Genomic DNA, 20628 nt, shown 5'->3' with positions numbered 1-20628 from the left:
TGCATGGTCGCAAGGCTTCCCAAAAGTTTCTGGCCAACCTTGATGCTGGTGTGATCGTGAAGGGGGATTTCTAATGGCAGAACATGTTTTTGAACAATTGGTTTTTCATTTTCGTAATGGTGATGAATGGACGGTCCAGCATGATGAGCTGGCCGATGTCTGGATCAGCCGGGTAACCACCAGCTATGGGCGGATTCACGGCGGCCAGATTCAGGAAATTCATCCTTGCAAGAGCTTCAAGGTTGAAATTTTGCCGGAAGCCGATCATGTCAAATCAAGCGACATCAACACCGGTTCACTTGAAATGGGGATGTTTGGCCGTGCCACGAAATACCAGGACATCGAGAAGATGGACTTGGTGTTTGACGAAGAAGCCAAGAAGCAGGTTCAAATTTACTTCCCGTTTAAGCAAAAAGATCCAAGTGGGCTTGATAATGAATATCAAACCAGCAAGCTAGCCAAGAATGGTCATCTTTACATCGTTATCGATGCCCAACATACCGTGGACGACGAATACCCGCGGATTTAAGGCAGCAAACAGACAGGTCGACAAGTGAGTCGGCCTTTTCTTGTGCCTTGCTTCTTGCTAAGATGGACAACGATACAAGGGAAATGAGGGACAACATGCAGACGCTAACAGCAGAAGGCCTGAGCAAGGCATACGGTGACAAGCAATTATTCAAACAAATCGACTTTTTAATCAATGAAGGCGAACGCATCGGGTTGATCGGGGTGAACGGTACCGGAAAGACCACGCTGATTCGCGCCTTGGCTGGGCTGGAAGCATTAGACGCCGGCACGGTTAAAACGCCGAAGAATTATCGCATCAGCTACCTGGCCCAAGTACCTGATCTTGATCCTGAGCTGCCGATTATGGATGCCATTTATCGCGGCGATTCGCCGGTTTTTCAGGCTATTCGGCAGTATGAACGGGCACTGGCTGCCTACACCAAGGATCCGCTGAATCAGGCGAAAACCGATGCCTACACCAAAGCCGATGCCCGCATGACTCAAGAAGACGCCTGGTCGGCCGAAACCGATATTAAGACGATTCTGACACAGCTGCATATTGATGACTTGTCGGCTCGGGTCGGTAGCCTCTCCGGCGGGCAGCAAAAGCGGGTAGGACTGGCGCAGGTTTTGATTGAATCACCTGATCTCTTGCTGCTGGATGAGCCGACGAACCATCTTGACTTTGATTCCATCGCCTGGCTCGAAAAATATTTAAGTAATTATCGCGGCGCTTTAATCGTGGTCACCCACGATCGCTATTTTTTGGATCGCGTCACCAATCGCATTTTTGAGTTGGATCGCGGCCGACTTTTTCAGTATCAAGGCAACTATCAGGCATATGTCGCCAAAAAGGCTGATCAACTGGAGGCCGAAAAATCGGCTAACCACAAACAGGCCCAGCTTTATCGCCAGGAGCTTGCCTGGATGCACGCGGGCGCCCAGGCACGGTCAACCAAGCAACAGGCGCGCATCAATCGATTCAAAGAATTGCAAGCGGCAAAAGACGATGCTCCGGCGCCTGATCAGCAACTGGATCCAATTCAGATTGCTAGTGCGCGACTCGGCAAGAAAGTGATCGAAATGAACCACGCCAACCTGAGCTTCGGTCATCAGGTCATATTAAACGATTTTAACTGGTTGGTTCAGCCGGGAACCCGAATCGGCATTACCGGGCAAAACGGCGCCGGTAAGTCAACGTTGTTAAACATTATTGCCGGCAAGCAGAAGCTGGACAGCGGCACGATTTCGTTAGGAGAAACGGTTCAGTTGGGGTATTACACCCAGATGAATGCCGATCTCGATCCAAATAAACGGATCATTACCTATCTCCAGGAAGTTGGCGAAGAAGTCGTCCAGGCAGATGGTCAACGGGTATCGGTGACTCAGATGCTGGAGCAGTTTCTGTTTCCACGCAGTATGCACGGCACGTTAATCGAGCGACTTTCCGGCGGCGAAAAGCGGCGGCTGTATCTGTTGCAGGTGCTCATGCGGCAACCGAATGTTTTGCTTTTGGATGAACCGACGAACGATTTGGATATTGCGACGTTAACCGTTTTGGAAGATTATCTGGATCATTTTCCCGGCACCGTGATCACCGTATCGCATGATCGCTATTTTCTTGATAAAGTGGCCGATCAGCTGCTGATCTTCAATGGCAACGGCCAGATTGACCGTGCTGTTGGCGAATTTTCCGATTACCTGGCTAAGCAAGCCGCGCAACCGGCGACGCCCAAAGCTAAGCCTGTCGCAACGAAACCGGAACCGGAAAAAGTTACGCCGAAAGCGAAGTCGAAACTCACATACGCTGAAAAAATAGAGTATGATAAACTCCAACAAGAACTCGATGAACTTGACGAGCGCTTGGCCAAAGTGAAGGCGGAAATGGCCGATGTCAACGGCGAAGATTACGTTAAGTTAGGTGATCTTCAGGCAAAGATTGACAAAATCAACCAGACGATTGACAAAAAATTTGACCGGTTCGCCGAGCTGGATCAATATGTATGAGCAATGAACGATAGAAGGGGAAAGACGATGTTAGAGCAGCCATATCTCGATCTTGCAAAAAAAGTCCTCGATGAAGGACATTTCAAACCCGATCGCACCCACACCGGCACTTACAGTATTTTTGGACATCAAATGCGCTTTGATCTCAGCAAGGGGTTCCCGTTGTTGACGACTAAAAAAGTGCCATTTGGCTTAATTAAAAGTGAGCTGTTGTGGTTCCTGCGCGGCGACACCAACATTCGGTTCTTACTGCAACATAAAAACCATATCTGGGACGAATGGGCGTTTGAAAAGTGGGTTGCCAGCCCGGAATACCATGGACCGGATATGACGGATTTTGGTCATCGCCGGGTAAAAGATCCCGAGTTTGCAAAAGTTTATCGTGAAGAAATGGCTAAATTCGATGAAAAGGTGTTAACCGATGATGCATTTGCTGCAAAATATGGCGATCTCGGGCTGGTTTATGGTTCCCAGTGGCGTGCTTGGCGTACCAGTACCGGTCAAACCATCGATCAGCTAGGGGATGTTATCGAGCAAATCAAGACCCACCCGTACTCGCGGCGTTTAATTGTATCGGCTTGGAATCCCGAAGATGTTCCGACCATGGCATTGCCGCCTTGCCATACGCTTTATCAGTTTTATGTCAATGACGGCAAGTTGTCCTTGCAACTTTACCAGCGGTCAGGCGATATTTTTCTGGGTGTCCCGTTTAACATTGCCTCGTACGCGTTACTGACGCATTTAGTCGCGCACCAGTGCGGGCTAAAAGTCGGCGAGTTCGTTCATACATTTGGCGATGCTCATCTTTATGTCAATCACATTGACCAGATTAAAGAGCAACTGACACGCACCCCGCGTCCGGCACCAAAATTGGTTTTGAATCCGGATAAGCACGATATTTTTGATTTTGAGATGAAAGATATCAAGCTGCTGAACTATGATCCTTACCCGGCCATCAAAGCACCGGTTGCGGTTTGACGGGCTTGTCAGGGGACTCATTAATGTGACGCATGGTATGATCAGTTTGACCATTGATAGCAAAGCTGCTTATCTAGGGACTTGGGGATTTTTTCAACGATCAAGGAGGAGATTCATATGACCGAATTTTTATGGGCACAAGATCGCAATGGCATTATCGGCAAGGATGGCCATTTGCCTTGGCATCTGCCGGATGATTTACATTATTTTCGGGCACAAACGGTGGGCAAAATCATGGTTGTGGGCCGGCGTACCTACGAAAGCTTTCCTAAGCGGCCGCTGCCTGAGCGCACGAATGTTGTTTTGACTCATCAAGCCGATTATCAGGCGCCGGGAGCCGTGGTGCTGCATGATGTCCCTGAAGTCTTTGCTTACGCCAAGCAGCACCCTGATCAGGATCTCGTCATCGCAGGCGGTGCACAAGTCTTTACGGCCTTTAAAGATGACGTTGATACCTTACTGGTTACACGATTGGCCGGAAGCTTTGATGGCGATACGAAAATGATCCCGTTAGACTGGGATGCTTTCACCAAAGTATCCAGCCGCACCGTTGAAGATGCCAATCCGGATTTGACGCACACGTATGAAGTTTGGAAAAAGAAAGCTTAAGGCTCTACCTCTGTATGTTTTAGTATTTGCCAGCAAAACATGCCGGGAAAAAAATCACGCCAGCAATAGCCACGAAAAAACGTCTCTTCACATGACGGGAGAGGCGTTTTTTCGTGGCTATTTTGGGTTGGTTTACAGATAAAAGTAAATCGATAAGTACATGCACAGGCTGCCAAGAATGACAAAGAGATGCCAGATAACGTGGATGTAAGGAATGCCTTTTTGTAAGTAGAGCATCGCTCCGCCAGTGTAAGCTAAGCCGCCAGCCACTAATAAGCTGAATCCGACCGGGCCCAAGTGATGCCATAGCGGAACCATGCCGATCACGCAGAGCCAACCTAACACCACATAAATCATGGTTTCCAAATGTTTGAAGCGATTCAGGAAAAAGAGCTTATAGCCAATTCCCCCGAGACATAAAGTCCAAATGGCGATTAAAAGACCGGTGCCGAGTTTGCCGCCAATGGCCACCAAGCAATACGGCAGGTAGGAACCGGCGATTAAAATGAAGACGCCGGAGTGATCCAGTACCTGCAAAACATGGCGGGCCTTGCTAAAATAGAAACCATGAAAGGCAGTTGAAGCAGTGTAGAGCAACATCAGCGAAACACCGAACCCGATAAGGCTGAATAATTCGACCTGACTACCACTGTTGATTCCCTTAACGCCTAACATGACGGTTCCCATCACAGCCAAGCCGAGTGCGAACGCATGGGTGATGGCACTAAACATTTCATTGTTAAATTCATAATGGCTTGATTTTGACACGCGCATTGCCAACCTCCTTGAAGACAGCCGTGTAAATTTTGAATGCGACTGTCGCTGCTACATATCAAATTCTACCATGTTGCGGTTTACAAAACAACACAATGTAGTTATGATAACTAGGTAATGTATACTGACATTGGTTAGGGAGTTTGCTATAATTATGACGGTAGACGAACCTAACAGAAAGCGTGGCTCAGACATGGCAAATATCAAGATCGTCACGGATTCCTCCGTTCAACTGACTCCAGAAGAGATCAGCAAGTACCATATTACGGTTGTTCCGTTGACTATTATGATTGACAATACGGTTTACATTGACGGTGAAACGATCACCCGCGAAGACTTTATGGATGAAATGGCAGCGGCGCATAATCTGCCAAAGACATCCCAGCCGGCAATCGGCACTTTTACGGATGTTTTCGATAAGTTGACTGCCGATGGGAGCCAGGTGTTGGCGATTCATATGACGGAAACGCTTAGTGGCACCGTTAACTCAGCACGGCAGGCCGCGCAACTTGCAAAGGGCAAAGTGACGGTCGTTGATTCGTTATCGACGGATCGCGGGCTGGCCTTTCAGGTTTTGGCAGCTGCGGAAATGGCAGAGGCCGGTAAGGATCTGCAAACGATTCTTGATAAAATCAAGCAAATCCGCGACAACACAACATTGGTTTTAGGGGTCACGAGTTTGGATAACTTGGTTAAAGGTGGACGGATTAGTCGCGTTTCCGGTTTGATTTCGTCATTCTTGAATATCAAAGTTGTTTTGCAGTTGAAAGATGGCGAGTTGTCAGCGCTACGCAAAGGCCGCGGCATGAAGACCATCAATAACTTTATCACTGAAACAATCAGTCAAATGGCCAAAATGCCGAATATAAAAAGTGTTGGCATTTCAACGGCAGGTGCAACCGAGTTAGGTGAAGACGTTGGCAAGCGCATTGCGGAAGTCTTACCAAGCGTCCCGGTTCTGGTGCGGCCAACCGATCCGGTCATCGCAACCCACACCGGTCCCGGCGCCCTTGCGATCATTTATTACGTTGATTAAATTTTATATAAACTTCGATCGGCTGGCGCGGAGGCGTTGGCCTTTTTTGTTTGTGAGCGTGAACCGGCGCGGTTAGGAGCCGGAGCATAAGTGGCCTCAAGCTTAAATGGATGGTTTTTGGCCATTCAGGCTTGAGGTCCTTATGTGGAGGTTTCTGGGCTGGTGAGCGCGTTATAGCCAAGCGTAGGCTCAACGACACATCCGCACTCAGTCAAACACCGCTTGCTAAACGCCAACAACCACCACGCAAAAATAACTGGTATCGATACCATAAAAACAAGTCAAAAAGCATTCACCTTTGTTTATTCGCCCGCGGTCAAGTACAATAATCTATTATGATCAACAACACATGCGTTTATGGGAGGCAATATGGCTAAATTAAAAAATATTTTTATAGCTTGTAGCGTCGTGCTGATTGCCTGCCTGCTGGCGTTTGGCGGGTGGCAGCTGTTTGGGCCGGCAACCGACCCTAGTGAGGTTAAAGTTGCCTCGAGCACGCCTAAACAGATCCAGCTGACGGCGGTTGGCGATTCGTTAACTTATGGTGTCGGCGACGCAACCAACAATGGCGGGTATGTCGGGTTAACGAAAAGTGATTTAGAGGCAACCGGCCAGTATCAGGTCACTACGAAAAATTACGGGGTTAGTGGCGACACCAGCACGCAAATTCTCAACCGCATCAACAAACAGGCCAAGATCCGTACTGACCTGAAACGCGCCAATATCATTACCGTGACTGCCGGCGGAAATGATTTAATGCATGTCCTCCAAAAGCACTTTTTGACGTTGTCCGAAAAGCAAATCACGGCAGGCAGTGCTGCGTTTCAAAAACGCTTGACGACGCTGCTTACCACGATTCGCAAGGAAAACCCATCTGCGCCGATTTACGTTTTTGGCATTTACAATCCATTTTACGTTTATTTTCCAAAAATGACGGCGATGACCAACAGCGTCACTGCCTGGAATCAAGCGACTCAAAAAACATTACAACAGTTTAAACACGTTTACTACGTTGATATTGACAGCGTTTTGTCGAGCGGGGACACAGCAGCAAACAAGGCTTCGGCTAAAGAAGCGCTCAAAGAAGCAACTTCCGGCGAAGGTAATCCGCTTATTTTCTCTCAGGATCATTTTCATCCCAATAATGCTGGTTATGCGCAGATGACGAAGCAGCTTATGAAACAAATACAGGCAACGAAGAAAGAGTGGGAGTAGGTAGGATGGAAGCAAAGAAACGATCACGTCAGCGAAACACGCCGCAGCCCAAAAAAATCAGAACCGGGATTAACTGGTGGAAATGGTCATTACTTGTGCTGGTCGGGTTACTGCTGGGAACCGGTATCTGGTTCACGAAGACAATTTTGACACCGGTGAACATCAACACAACCGCTAAAAGCGCCACGGCCACGAATGAACCGGTTTTCACAGTGAAGCTCACCAAAGCCAGTGCCAATCGCATCATGGCCCACTATTTAAAAAATTATTTGCGTGACAGCAACGTCAAATATGCGGTGACGCTGGGTACGAACGAGGCTGCGTTAAGCGGTAAGTTCAAATTCCTTGGCAATTCCGTTAAATTTCAGTTAACGTTCGATCCATTGGTTCTGAAAAATGGCGACGTGCTGCTCAAAGCGAAGGATCTGAATGTCGGTGCGTTACCGGTGCCGATTAGTTTTGTCATGAGTTATATCGGTAATAGTTATAAAATCCCGCGTTGGGTAAGTCTGAATAGTAAGGCCGGAACTGTTGTGCTAAAATTGAGCCAATTTAAACTTCAAAATGGGATGACACTAAAGGCCACCAAATTGGATCTCACCAATGATGATCTTGAATTTGCGGTTTATCTGCCTGATGAGCCGTAACCATTAGAAAGAGGCTGATGAAACATGAAAAAAGAAACTGCTATTTTTGCCGGCGGGTGTTTTTGGTGCATGGTTGAACCCTTCGAGGAACAACCTGGCATTTTAAATGTGGTTTCCGGCTATACCGGTGGGCATGTGCCTAATCCAACTTATGAACAGGTGTCTTCGCATACGACCGGTCATACTGAAGCCGTTGAGATCACTTTTGATGCAGACGTTATTGACTATCCCGCATTGCTGGAAATCTATTGGCAACAAACCGATCCCACTGATGCCATGGGACAGTTTCAGGATCGTGGCGACAATTATCGGCCGGTTATTTTTGTGAAAGATGAGGCACAACGCAAAGCGGCTGAAGCATCGAAGGCGGCGTTGGAGGCCAGCGGACGCTTTGCCGATCCGATTGTGACCCAGATTGAACCGGCCAAACCGTTTTATCCGGCCGAACCGGAGCATCAGCAATTTTACGCCAGGAATCCGCGGCGGTACGCAATGGAACATGCCCAACGCCAGGACTTTATTGACAAAAACTGGAAGGACTAATTATGCATCGGACTTTTTACGAATATCTCATGACATTGCGCAATCCCAATGACCATGGGGAAATTGCCGAGTTTGCCAAGAATGCTTTTCTGGATCAAAGTTTTCCGAAACAGGAGAAAGATTACCATCGGCTAAGTGATTACCTGGAACTAAACGGTAATTATCTGCCGACAATGGCGATTTTTGATGAAACGTACCACGACTATCTGGCCAGCGAAAGCACAGGAGGCGATTCCAATCAATAAACACAAGGTTCCACTGTGGGCGGTCATTTTGATCTTTGTAGTTGCGCTTGGCGGCGGTGCAGCAGGCGGCTATGCCTTGTCGTATCAGCAGGCCCAACAAAGCGTGCTGAAAACCGGCGTTCCTAAGGCATTGGCACCTGTCGTTTCCGCGTACGAAACAGTCACCAACAATTACTACAAAAAGGTGAACACGACTAAGCTGACAGACGGGGCAATCAAGGGGATGTTGGGGACGCTTGACGACCCTTACTCGGTCTATTTGCAAAACAATGACAAAACCGACCTTGACGACACCATCTCTGCCTCGTTTGGGGGAATTGGCGCCACGATTCAACAAAATCACGACAGTCTGTCGATTGCCAGCATTTTGCCAGGCACGCCAGCCAAAAAAGCCGGCATGCAGGTAGGCGATGTCCTGCTCAAAGTTGACGGGAAAGATGTCGCCAAAAAGACGGTCACGCAAGCGGTTGACAAAATTCGCGGTAAAATCGGGACAACCGTTGCAGTGACGGTCAAGCGCGGCAACAAGCAGGCGACATTTTCCATGAAGCGCAAGAAGATTACGGTTGATACCGTGACTGGCAAGCTTGCGCCGGAAAACAAGCAGGTTGGTGTCATCACGATCTCCACCTTCAGTGAACCGACTGTGAAGCAGTTCAAAGCAACCGTTAAAAAACTGCGCAAGGAAGGCGCGAAGTCCTTTGTGCTCGACCTGCGTCAAAACCCCGGTGGCATGATGACAGCCGCTTTGTCGATCAGTTCGATGTTTTCCAAGAACGGGCAAACCGTGATGCAAATCGAAGACCGTAACGGCGCCAAAGAGGTCTACAAAGCTGGCAAGAAGCTTGATGGCGGCTTTAAGATCACTGAGAAAACCGCGGTGTTGATTGATGGCAATTCAGCTTCGGCCAGCGAAATCACGGCGGCAGCACTTCACCAAAACCGCAATATTCCTTTAGTCGGTGAGAAGAGTTTTGGTAAAGGCACCGTTCAAAATGTTGGCGAAATGGGCAGCAACAAGGAGCTTAAACTGACCGTTGCCAAATGGCTTACACCAAACGGCACCTGGATTAATCACAAAGGTTTAACTCCCGATGTGAAGGTTGACTATCCAGCTGCGGCCAAAATCACGTTAATCAATGCGACCCAGCTCAAGCCCGGCGACAAGGGCAGCGATGTGAAGTCCTTGCAGCAGATGCTGACGGCTTTGAAAATCGGCACGGTTAACGTTAACAGCCAGTACGACGACGCGACGCAAGCTGCCGTCAAATCCTTCCAGCAAGCCAACAAACTCGACGCAACCGGCACAGCCGATCAGGAAACCTTGGCAGCCCTTGCTCAAAAGTTGAGTGATCAGCTGACCAAAGATGATCCGATGGTGAAAGCGGCGGTGCAGGAAGTCACGAAGTAGATTAGATTGAAGTTGTGTAGATGCGCGCATGCCTTAAAGGTGTGGGCGTATTTTTTTACGTTTAAATACTAATATAAATATTGATTGTACAAAATTATACTGTATACTATTTGAAATAAAAGTATACTGGCTTAATCAAATGGCTAAGTCCTCGTGTGAAAACGGACTGTTAATCTACATCATCCTTACTTAAGCCAGAAACAAAGAAAGATGTGAGTTAATAAAATGCAAGTATCCGATTTTTTAGGAATGATCAAAAAGTTACAGTCGCAATCTCCGGAACATGCCTTGATGCTGTTGAACGCGCCCACAGGTACCGGGAAAAGTTATACAATTATCCGGGTTCTGTGCCGCTATGCCATTAAGCACGAAAACTTTCGCGCCTTTTTTGTCACCGATCAGAAAAAGAATTTGAAAGAACAGGATTTTGAGGTTGCTTGGCGTGAAGAGTCAGGTCCAGTACATAAAGCTTTTAGTGAGCGAGTTGCGGTTGTTCGTTCGTTGGAAGACACCGTCAACAAATTGATCAATGACTGGGATCGTCAACAAATCCCTGACTTCTATCAGAGTTCGCCTATTTTCAAAAAAAGTTTAGAAAACTTAGGAAATGCTTTTAAATCTTTTGGAATGATGAAAGAGAACGAATTTGATCTGAAGACTGCTTGGACCATGCTTAGCCGTGCCGAGTATCAAGTTCGTCGGGCGATGATCACGATTTTGGCAGATAAAGCTCACGTGAAACTCAGGAACATCTCCGAAGAGGGAGCATCTGCGTTCAAGTTAGATAGTATCAGTAAAGGGAAAATCCGTGAATTTGTAAGTAAGCAACCGAAAGCAGATTCGAAATGGCTAAATGAAACGTATCCGACGTTTGATTTAGAAAAAAAGCAAATCATTATTTTAACAACGGCCAAATTTATTAAAAGCTATACACCATTCTTCGAAAAACGATCAAAGGCATTCCGGTATTCTCCGATCCTGAAAGATGCATTAGTCGTCCTTGATGAATTTGATAGCACCAAAAAGCAGATTTTAGAGAGCGCTATTGATGAAGCCTTGAAGATACAAGCTGATTTAAATTCTTTGTTTGTAGATCTTAGCAAAGGGTTGAATAAAGTTAATGAAGGACAACTACCGGCCAAGCTGGGAAAAAGCTTCACCTCCCGCGATGCATTTAAGGAAATCCTGAACGACGCAGAACAACTGACAGCTGAGTTCAAACTGGACTTTCTGTACAAAATGGAGGAACAAGGGCGGGATTCAGGATTTGTTATGCACGTTCCTCAAACAAATTGGGTGAGCGTGGGAAAACCTTGGCATGCCTATTTTGATGAGGAGTTAGGGCAAGTTGTTCTCGGTGGACAAGCTAGAAACGACTTACATTTTCACAGAATGTTGCCGAGAATTTCTGTGTTTCTTAAAGGCGCAACGAAGTTTATTTTGAATCGGGCCAGGGAATACCAGGTTTCAGAGAATCAAAAGTTAAGCTCACTTGATGATGCCATGACGATTGAGGATGCTTGCTTCAGCATTTACGCTGCTTTAGGATTGTCTAAATCGCAAGCTAAGATTCTGTTTTCATTAGGCCATGACTTTTCATCTCCAACTAAGGTTAAAACGACGTATCACGCTCACAGTGCTCGACGTTTCCAGCAACGTGGGCTGAGTTTATTCCAGTTTACAAATGATCCCCAGCATGACCTGCAAACAAAAATCAATGCGTGCTTTTTCAATGAAACACCTGAACGTTATTTATTGAACGTTTTAAGCAAGGCGAACGTTTTGGGTTTATCTGCCACTGCTACTTTGCCTACCGTGTTAGACAACTATGACCTTGATTATCTTAGAGAGATGCTCGGTCCGCGTCTGCTGGATGGTGTTCATTACCTGAGTGACACGACCATTAAAGAATTTGACTTTGAAAGTCGCTATACCAAACAGAATATTGAAGTCAAAGTAGAAACGGGTATTGTTGATCGTTCTTTTTCGGAAATACTTCCGAAAAACAATCAAAAGATTGATAACAAGAAAATCTGGGAACTAGATGCGGAATTGGCAAAGCTAGTGAATGGCATTCCGGCCTCGGAGCCGTCACGGATTGACAAAAAGTACTTTACAAGACGATACCTCAACCTATTCAACAGTTTTGTCATTTTTCTGACTGATCAATCAATGACGTCGTTTTTGGGTTTGCAATCATTACTCCCCGGTGCCGATGGGGGCATGGATGAGAATTATATTAAGGAAACTTTTACAACCCTTAAAGAATTAGTAGGTAGGCAGGATGGTGTGAACACGGAACTTAGGATTGTCTCGTCGCGGAATCAAGAAGGGATTCAAGAACAGCTTTCCGAGGCCTTGAATTTGGTTAGCCGAGGCGGTAAACGCGTCTATATTTTGAGCGCTTATCAAACGATTGGTATTGGACAAAATCTCCAACACGAGATGAATGAGTTCGAAAGAGAACAAGCTGCCAATATTGCGCCAAAGGGAGTTAGTAAAAGTGATCCCCGACAGCATACTATTGATTTAGCCGGCATGTATTTAGGGGAAGTCACCCATATTCTCAGCAGCAATTTGCCGTTTGGGATGGATGCAGCAGGGCTTCATTCCATTATTGAGCGAGAATATCTTTTTGATGCTAATGAGATAAACACCAAATATCTAAATGAATATTTAACTAGCTTACAACAGCAAAAGCTTAAGAGGCATCCTGAATATGCTCGCAGTCTTTATGTCAGCTATTCGCGGACCATCATTCAGGCGTTTGGAAGAATGAACCGTTCTTTCAACAAAATGCCCGCAATCCGCCTTGTTATGCCTGTGAATGTGTTACAGATGGTGACGGGCAGTGGTATCGACATAGAGAAGACTGGTCAAGAATATCGCTGCTTACTGTCGGTCGCTAAAGACTGGGAGCGTGACTTTGAGAAGCATAGTGCTGAAATTGCCAAACAGAATGCGACATTTAATACATTCCGTGATTTTCGATTCGTTTTGGCGTATTTACAGACCAGTAAAAGCTGGGCACAAATCTATCATGACACCAGATGGTTTTATGTACGCCACCCCACTGTGAGCGATAAGGATTTGAAATCCAGTCAGGTCTTCCAACAACGTGACGACGAATTCGGCTTGCAATATTTATTGAACGAGCATTTAGATGTCAGCTATGAAGTCAAACCAATCAATCATGACAACGGCCAGTTTGATTTCAGTGGAACCGGTATGGAAGTTTCGGCTGAAGCAGCAGGCTTAGTTGCAATGTGTCGTTATCCAGGCTTAAAGGAGGCGCTTGAGTCGCTAGATATACCGACAGAGTGGGAACCAAATGAACGCATCTTGAATCCGGCCCAGTTTTACAACTATCGCGGACTGCTTGGCGAAGTGAGTGGTCAGTTTATCTTTCAAAACGAGTGGTCGCTTAAGTTAGAGGATTTTTTCAAGCCTGAAAATTACGAACTGTTTGATTTTCAGTGGGAAGGCAAAGTGGCCCTTGATTTCAAAAATTGGCGTGATGCACCTGACGTTGACACAAAAGCTGAACGTCAAAAGGTTGAAGCAAAGCTGGCAAAATTACAGGCTAACACGCAACAGGAATGGCGTGTCGTTATTATTAACATTCTGACCAGCAATCAAGTACAACCTGTTATGACGGTTGACGGGAAGATACTTGAAATCTCCGGTCTCATTGATCATCAGGGAAATTTTTTACTGACGCCTGAGCAAAAATTAAATGTTTGGAGGTTCCTGAATGGAACAGCAATCAATGATTCGAACGACACGATTAGATTACAAGATTAATATAATGCAGTTGCAAGCAGATTTTAAGTTCTTGGTTGTGAAGATTATAGATCGAAGCGCCTTTAAGGACTATAACAAATTGCTTGCATCATGGTCGCCAGAGGCAGTTACGAGTATCAGAGGTCGTTACAAAAAGGGCGACTATCTCATGATGTTTCGCCAATTGCCAGCCATACCGACTGTTGCCGGTTTGGAATTACACGAGATACTGCTGGAAGATATGGGGGAGTTCAAAATCTACCCTAACCATTTATTGCAACTACTGTTAAATCAGCAATCTGCTAACGAAAAATCACTTTTAGAGCCTTGTAAGACACCAGAGCTCCTGATCTCTGGGCAGGAGTGGTACCGAGAATTTCGTGATATGCGCCAGCAGTATTATGCACTGAAGTTAAAGGTTAATTGGCAGCAGGATCTGGAGATGAGCGTTCAAACGTTCACGCAAGTAACTGAATTCCAGTGGGATAAACAGATTTATCAATTTGATGAAAAGCGAGGGCGTTTTCAACTCTGTTATCGGCCGTCACCTGGAATCTATTTCGTACAGGGTAATCACTCAGCAAATCGAAATTACATCGACTTTCTATCGTTGCAAGATAAATCAAGCTTCTATAAAAGCAAAGTCGGCGTTGTGCAACTTGTTCTCGATAATCTCAATTTAAATGCGGAAAAGTATCTGCTTCGTCCTGTGACGTTCCACAAAAGCTTAGTCGAACATTCTTCACGTTTGAAGCTCAGCAAACGTGAAACCATTTGGCAACAATTAGCTAGCTCTTCACTTAATATTTGCGCTCAGGTGAACGATCGGCTATCGCAGGAATTGGCTGATCAACTGGCTGACCATTTGATTCGAAGCCAACTGGTACGTAAAAATAGCGTACATGTTGTTCGTTCGCAGAAAATTCAATCTGGGTTTAACATACAGGTTATTCGCGATGTCCGTGGTAGCGCGATGGAGGATGGTTATGAAGTAGCTAAGAATGATCAAATTGTTCAACATGTGACGGTAGAAAATTTCGGCCATTATCAGGAGGGCGACAAGGAAATCACGTGGAAGCCAAAGGTGTCAGGGAAGCATCACGATCCTGCGCGTGATGTGGCGATAGTAAAACTGATTCAAGAACTATGTATTAAGCGTGACTTAGCAAATGGAAAATTAAAAACAGTGGAACCAAAGCTTGCCAGTCTGACGCAGCCGCTGGAGTTTTACTACTTCGCCTTCTTGAAAAAATCCTTCGATCCCGAAGTCATGGTTATCAAATTAGCCTTTACACCAGAGATGGAACTAAGGTTTTCTAAGAAAAAAGTGCGTTTAAATGCTTTAACCAGCGATGATGAGTATACGCAGGTTTGCAAAAGGGTGTTTGATAGTCTTGCGCGTCCAAATTTTCAGTCCGCATGGAATAGTGTAGATTGTGTTGTGCGTACTGGGAATAAACAACTGTTGATTCAACGCCTCAACCGCACGATTATGCCAGATGGTAAACAAATCCGGAAACAGCTGGAACTTAATCGGCCTGACAAAACCCTTTGGAGAGACAAAGTAGTTGAAGAATTGGGGAAACTACGGCCAATGGTTTCCGGAGACTCAGACTATGTTGCGGCATACGAACAATTGCAAGCGCTCGTGACTGGTATGCGGCCCTCTTTTCCATTAAGGGATTTGGATGAAGCAGCCCGCAAAGCAGGACTCAATCCGAAGCGTCGCGATATGAGACAGGTTAACCAGTTTTTGACTGAAAATGCGACATTTACACTGAAAACAACCCTACAGCGTGAATTGCCGGACTCGCCACTTGCAGGGATGAAATGGATTGGCCTTACGCGTATTGAAGAAGGCGAAGGGCATTTTAACACGTTTTACTTCGTAGACAGCGATAAATCGTTAAAACCGGTTGTAAATCGTGCGGTGACACTGCGCCGTCTTTTGCCGTTAGCAGGTGACGCTGGCATAATTGATGAATTATTTCCTAAACTGGCAGCTATGATGAGCGTCGAGTTTGTCCGCAGTGGGCAGTACACAGTCGTGCCATATCCAGTGAAATACCTCAGAGAATATTGGTATAGTATACTGAGACAGCATCCGGAGTATCGATAGATCAACAATAATTAATGCCAGAAGCTTATCTTGATCTTTAAATTCTTCCAGCAAACCATCGAATTTGCCGCAATAGGCTCAAGCCGATCAGGAAACCTTGGCAGCCCTTGCTCAGAAGTTGAGCGATCAGCTGACGAAAGATGATCCGATGGTGAAAGCGGCGGTGCAGGAAGTCGCGAAGTAGATTAGATTGAAGTTGTTTAAATGCGCGCATGCCTTGATTGGGTGTGCGCTTTTCTGTAAGGTTAAGGAAATAATCGGAGGAGTTGAACAACATTGATTGAATTAGAAGGATTTGCTGTCCATCCCGACAAAATTGCGCGTGCCCAAGAATGGATGGCTTTCTTAAAAAGTCATCAGGAGGCTGTCAATGCAACCTTAGTACCCGAACACATCACCGTTGAGCGAATCTTTTCGCTTACGGTTAACAATCAGATGTATCTGTGCTGGTATTCTGAACAAACCGCGCCTAGTCCGGACGTTGAAGAAAGTTCCAATCCCATCGATCAGGTTCACGTTGCTTTTTGGCATGAATGTATTGATGAATCAGTTCCAAGCATGAAGTTTCGGCTGGAAAACGAGTTTGTTAATCCGAGCCTAATAGGTAAGTGAATAGCTGTCCAAGAAAAGAACTGTGAGATCTCGGTGGATCAAAAACTTCATAACTTTTGGGTTTATTTTAGTTTTAAAGAACTTTGTTTATGGGGAAAAGGACAAGTCTTTGCCACGAAGAGTATCAAGGGGAAAAAAACAATGGATCAGGAAACCTTTGCCAGAAAAGTATTGGCATTTAGTGAAAGCCTCAAACATGTCTCAATTGATTTGCCCAGAAACTATCGCACAGTCAATCCCTTTAGTGGTGCTCAAAAAAATGCCGTCAATGAGACAGTGACGACATTTTATGAAAAGTATTTTAACGACACCAAACCACGGCGGTTGATACTTGGAAGTTCACCTGCACGCAGAGGAACAGCGATAACCGGTGTACCTTTTGAAGATGAAGACGAACTTAAAAAGGAGACTGGCATTACAATTAATAACTTTCGAGTTAATCGAGCCTCATCAAGCTTCTTATATGACGTTATGGGCAAGTATGGTGGCAAGCGTAAATTTTACAGCGACTTTTTCTTAAGTTTTGTATGCCCTCTGGGATTGATCAAAATAAATGAAAAAGGTAATGAAATAAATTGCAACTATTATGAGAACAGACGACTTCAGCAAGAGCTGTTATCCTTCATTGTGAATTCACTGCGAACTCAAATTAAGTTTGGGATCGATACGGAAGTTTGTTATTGCATTGGAAGCGGCGAGAACTATAAGGCATTAAATAAAATTAATCAGAAAGAGCACTTCTTTGAATCGATTATTCCGCTTGAGCACCCACGGTATATTATGCAATATAATTCCATAAACAAAGACTTTTATATGGAAAAATACATCTCCGCATTAAGTAGAGCTTGATGATACAAGCATTATCGTTGATTCAGAGAATCTTCAGGTATAAAACAACTATCTTGTTTTATGGCATAAAGTGAAGTTTTTCGTCTGAACTACACCAAACTTGTGTTCAAAGTCTATGCTATATCTTAGTGGTTTGCTATACTAACGATAAACTAGCATCACTAGGGTAGCTCCCAGAAGAGATCTAGCCCAGCAGTTTTGCAAGACATCACCCCTCAACTATTATCTGAAGGCGGAGGTGAGGTTAATGCAAAATCGAAGTGACTGGAGGGATCGCGATGGTTGATTTTGCCATCGCTGTCTGGAGCTTGTCTAAGGCGTATCTTAATGACGTCAAGGCTCGCCAGATACTAAAAAAGCCAGCTCGTAAGAACTAGCTTTACCTCAGTCTTCTGAACTACGCTTGAGGCCATCGAGGCGCAACTCGATGGCCTCTATTCAACTATAGAAATAGTATCATGGAATTCAGTGGTTGCAAAAAATATCGGGAATAATTTGATTTGAGTGATGTAGTCTTCCGAATCGCATTGGCAGTACCTGTTTTGTCGTGTAACATAAGCATCGGTAACTTTCAAAATCAAACCTTAAACAAGCTCTATATAACTCAGATATAAACAAGTATTGTCCATAAGGAGTCTGAAAATTTTGGCAATTCAATGGTTCCCGGGTCACATGGCGAAGGCTCGTAAACAGGTACAGGAAAAAATTAAACAGGTCGATCTCATTCTTGAGGTCGTTGATGCCCGCACGCCTGAGTCATCGCGCAACCCGATGTTAGATGAAATAATTGGCGAAAAGCCGCGCATGGTGATCCTCAATAAGCAAGATCTGGCGGATCCGGCCTTGACACGTGAATGGGTGCAATACTATCAAGATCAAGGTTTTGCTGCGATTGCGATTGATGCGCAACATGCCAAACGACTGCAGCAAATTCCCCAGTTGGCCACCAAATTGATGGCGGAGAAAATTGCCCGAAAGAAGGCGCGGGGAATTCGTAATCCCATGATCAAGGCGATGTGTATTGGTATCCCCAACGTCGGCAAGTCGACGGTACTGAATCGGCTGGTTCACCGTAATATTGCGGTAACTGGTAACAAGCCCGGTGTGACGAAGAATCAACAGTGGTTAAAGGCAAGCGATAATTTTCAGTTGTTAGATACCCCTGGGATTTTGTGGCCTAAGTTTGCCTCACAGAAGATCGGGATGCGTCTGGCGTTTACCGGTGCGATTGCCGACGCGGTTTTTCAAGAAGATGTGGTCGGGTTATATGGCTTAACTTATTTTATGGCCCATTATCCAGACGCCCTGAAAAAAGCTTACCATCTCACAGATGCCGACTTGCAAGCAGCACCGCATGACTTGCTGGTGAAGCTGACAAAAACGCAGGGATTCGGAGAGGAATTCAATCGCATGGCGGAACGGCTGATTTTCGATGCACGGCAGGGGAAATTAGGTCGCTTTACTTTGGAAAAGCCTGGTGAGATCGATGCCGACACTGAGTGAGTATAAGGCGCTGTTACAAGCAGATCATGTCGATCCCGCAATCTTGACGGCGCTCAAAAACGATAGTCGCATTGGTGCGGGCAAATTACTGGCGGCTTATCAACGGCGTGAGGATCATCGCGCTGCTGAGGCCGTGGCACTGAAATATCGCAGTAGGTATGAGCGCCAGTTATGGGGAACGTACCAGTATGTTGCTGGGTTAGACGAAGTAGGGCGGGGACCGCTGGCTGGACCGGTTGTGACGGCGGCGGTCATCCTGCCGCATCATTTTCAATGGCCGGTGAATGATTCAAAGCAACTGACAGCCCATGAGCGAAATATGCTCTACCCGCATATTTTGACGGAGGCCATCGCGGTTGGCATCGGCGTTGCCGACAATCGCGAGATCGATCGGGAGAATATTTACCATGCGACTGAACTTGCGATGGCACAGGCGGTGAGTCACTTACGCGTTGCCCCGGAGTTTTTGCTGGTAGACGCGATGCATGTGCCGGTCGATTTGCCGCAGGAGCGCTTAATAAAAGGCGACGCCAATAGTATTAGCATTGCTTCGGCTAGCATTGTTGCGAAGGTGATTCGGGATCGGCTGATGGTGATGTACGATCAGGTTTATCCTGGTTATGATTTTAAACACAACATGGGTTATGGTACGAAAGCACACTTAGCAGGTCTGGCTGCTCATGGCGTCACGCCGATTCATCGGCGTAGTTTCGGTCCGGTGCGTGACTGTCTGAATCCTTAAGACGTAATCGTCGTTAAGCCGCGTAATGTATTGACAGGAGGAACTTCTGGCATGAGATTACGCGACTTTTTATTAACTTGGCATTTAGCAACCCATCAGAATCCACGTTTGGCGGTCGCTTTGGAGAAAGCTATTCGTGCCAAAGCCGATTTGACGGCATTCCAACACGAACTTGACAAGAAACTGACTCAATCCGTAGAACCACTATTGGCGGTAGCGCGGCAGTCAGCTTACGTCACTTATGTCGATGACGCCTATCCACCGCGGCTGCGTGAAATTCCCCAGCCGCCACTGGTGCTTTTTTATCGCGGTCAAATAAAGTTGCTTCGCCAATTAACATTGGGTGTTGTTGGTTCGCGTAAGGCTACCGGTTATTCAGCGGCCACATTGGCGCAATTATTCCCGCAATTGCCGCCAATGACGATTGCAAGCGGCTTGGCAACCGGCGCCGACAGTATGGCACATGAGGCGGCGCTTACAGCTGGCTTGCCGACGATTGCGGTGATCGCTAACGGCATCGATCAGGTCTATCCGGCTAAGCATCGTTTACTGCAGAAACGGATCGGCCGGGTTGGGTTGATCGTGAGTGAGTACCCGCCCGGAACGGCTCCCCAACGGTTCCAATTTGTGGCGCGTAATCGGATTATTGCCGGTTTGGCGCATGGGGTGATGGTCACTGAAGCGGAAATCAAAAGCGGCAGTCTGATCACGGCAAATTATGCCTTGCAGCATAATCGTGAAGTTTTTGCGTTACCTAACCGTTTTGGCGAGCGTTTGGGGGCAGGAACCAACGCGCTAATTCAAGCAGGCGCGGCAATTGTGACCGGTCCGGATACGGTGATCGAGAACCTGCATTATTACCCGTGAAGTGCCAAAAAGTGCCCTTTCTATAGTAGGAAAATTTTCATATGATTTGACAAGAGCAAAATGACTAGCTTATGATAGCAACTGTTTTGAGCCAGCAGGCGTGATCGGATGGTTTTTGGGCGGAGGCCTATCCGCCACTGTGACCGAGCATAGCGACCTGCTGAATCATGAAGCACTG

The 20628-nt window shown here is 46.2% G+C and carries 18 protein-coding genes; 17 read left to right on the top strand and 1 reads right to left on the bottom strand.

The annotated features are described in order from the left end of the window. Positions 1 to 73: 73 nt before the first annotated feature. From LACZS1_RS08440 to LACZS1_RS08425, 4 genes are all read left to right on the top strand, one after another. Positions 74 to 529 (top strand): hypothetical protein, encoded by a 456-nt coding sequence (locus LACZS1_RS08440; RefSeq protein WP_010488414.1) that lies wholly within the window; start codon positions 74 to 76, stop codon positions 527 to 529. Between the two features lie 95 nt (positions 530 to 624). Further along, a complete protein-coding gene (locus LACZS1_RS08435; RefSeq protein WP_093997836.1) occupies positions 625 to 2517 on the top strand; it encodes an ABC-F family ATP-binding cassette domain-containing protein in 1893 nt (630 codons plus the stop codon). 27 nt (positions 2518 to 2544) lie between these two features. Continuing rightward, complete coding sequence (locus LACZS1_RS08430; RefSeq protein WP_070651841.1) at positions 2545 to 3495, top strand: thymidylate synthase; 951 nt, start codon at positions 2545 to 2547, stop codon at positions 3493 to 3495. Between the two features lie 117 nt (positions 3496 to 3612). Next, positions 3613 to 4104: a dihydrofolate reductase gene (locus LACZS1_RS08425; protein ID WP_070651842.1), complete on the top strand. Its 492-nt coding sequence runs from the start codon at positions 3613 to 3615 to the stop codon at positions 4102 to 4104. 132 nt (positions 4105 to 4236) lie between these two features. Here the strand turns inward: LACZS1_RS08425 and trhA are convergent, their stop codons facing one another. Then, positions 4237 to 4878, bottom strand: a complete 642-nt coding sequence (gene trhA / locus LACZS1_RS08420) for a PAQR family membrane homeostasis protein TrhA (RefSeq protein ID WP_025013422.1) — start codon at positions 4876 to 4878, stop codon at positions 4237 to 4239. 193 nt (positions 4879 to 5071) lie between these two features. Here trhA and LACZS1_RS08415 point away from each other — a divergent pair, with 193 nt between their 5' ends. From LACZS1_RS08415 to dprA, 13 genes are all read left to right on the top strand, one after another. After that, on the top strand, positions 5072 to 5914 hold the full coding sequence (locus LACZS1_RS08415; protein WP_025013421.1) for a DegV family protein: 843 nt from the start codon (positions 5072 to 5074) through the stop codon (positions 5912 to 5914). Between the two features lie 369 nt (positions 5915 to 6283). After that, entirely contained in the window at positions 6284 to 7129 is an 846-nt protein-coding gene (locus LACZS1_RS08410; protein ID WP_070651843.1) for an SGNH/GDSL hydrolase family protein, read from the top strand. Positions 7130 to 7134: 5 nt separating this feature from the next. Further along, entirely contained in the window at positions 7135 to 7776 is a 642-nt protein-coding gene (locus LACZS1_RS08405; RefSeq protein ID WP_070651844.1) for a YpmS family protein, read from the top strand. 24 nt (positions 7777 to 7800) lie between these two features. Then, positions 7801 to 8319: a peptide-methionine (S)-S-oxide reductase MsrA gene (gene msrA, locus LACZS1_RS08400; protein WP_070651845.1), complete on the top strand. Its 519-nt coding sequence runs from the start codon at positions 7801 to 7803 to the stop codon at positions 8317 to 8319. A gap of 2 nt (positions 8320 to 8321) precedes the next feature. Further along, positions 8322 to 8564, top strand: a complete 243-nt coding sequence (locus LACZS1_RS08395; protein ID WP_010488395.1) for a YozE family protein — start codon at positions 8322 to 8324, stop codon at positions 8562 to 8564. Beyond that, on the top strand, positions 8506 to 9975 hold the full coding sequence (locus LACZS1_RS08390) for a S41 family peptidase (protein ID WP_438361356.1): 1470 nt from the start codon (positions 8506 to 8508) through the stop codon (positions 9973 to 9975). Before LACZS1_RS08395 ends, LACZS1_RS08390 begins: the two co-directional genes overlap by 59 nt. Before the next feature lie 225 nt (positions 9976 to 10200). Beyond that, positions 10201 to 13779 (top strand): type IV secretory system conjugative DNA transfer family protein, encoded by a 3579-nt coding sequence (locus LACZS1_RS08385; RefSeq protein ID WP_070651846.1) that lies wholly within the window; start codon positions 10201 to 10203, stop codon positions 13777 to 13779. Next, complete coding sequence (locus LACZS1_RS08380; RefSeq protein ID WP_306402835.1) at positions 13730 to 15877, top strand: hypothetical protein; 2148 nt, start codon at positions 13730 to 13732, stop codon at positions 15875 to 15877. Before LACZS1_RS08385 ends, LACZS1_RS08380 begins: the two co-directional genes overlap by 50 nt. 276 nt (positions 15878 to 16153) lie before the next feature. Then, positions 16154 to 16489 carry a DUF6176 family protein gene (locus LACZS1_RS08375; RefSeq protein ID WP_070651848.1) on the top strand — a complete coding sequence of 112 codons (336 nt, stop codon included), beginning with the start codon at positions 16154 to 16156 and terminating at the stop codon, positions 16487 to 16489. Positions 16490 to 16522: 33 nt separating this feature from the next. Next, complete coding sequence (locus LACZS1_RS08370) at positions 16523 to 17338, top strand: uracil-DNA glycosylase family protein (protein WP_231956446.1); 816 nt, start codon at positions 16523 to 16525, stop codon at positions 17336 to 17338. A 642-nt stretch (positions 17339 to 17980) separates the two neighbouring features. Further along, entirely contained in the window at positions 17981 to 18841 is an 861-nt protein-coding gene (gene ylqF / locus LACZS1_RS08365; RefSeq protein WP_093997846.1) for a ribosome biogenesis GTPase YlqF, read from the top strand. Next, positions 18825 to 19583, top strand: a complete 759-nt coding sequence (rnhB, locus tag LACZS1_RS08360) for a ribonuclease HII (protein WP_070651851.1) — start codon at positions 18825 to 18827, stop codon at positions 19581 to 19583. The genes ylqF and rnhB overlap by 17 nt, the downstream gene beginning before the upstream one ends. Positions 19584 to 19634: 51 nt before the next feature. Then, positions 19635 to 20450, top strand: a complete 816-nt coding sequence (dprA, locus tag LACZS1_RS08355; RefSeq protein ID WP_070651852.1) for a DNA-processing protein DprA — start codon at positions 19635 to 19637, stop codon at positions 20448 to 20450. Positions 20451 to 20628 lie beyond the last annotated feature (178 nt).

Origin of the sequence: Lacticaseibacillus zeae subsp. silagei, assembly GCF_030770335.1 — a bacterium.
Lineage (GTDB): Bacteria > Bacillota > Bacilli > Lactobacillales > Lactobacillaceae > Lacticaseibacillus > Lacticaseibacillus zeae.
Note: the sequence above shows the minus strand (reverse complement) of the source record. Positions and strands in the feature narration are given on the sequence as shown.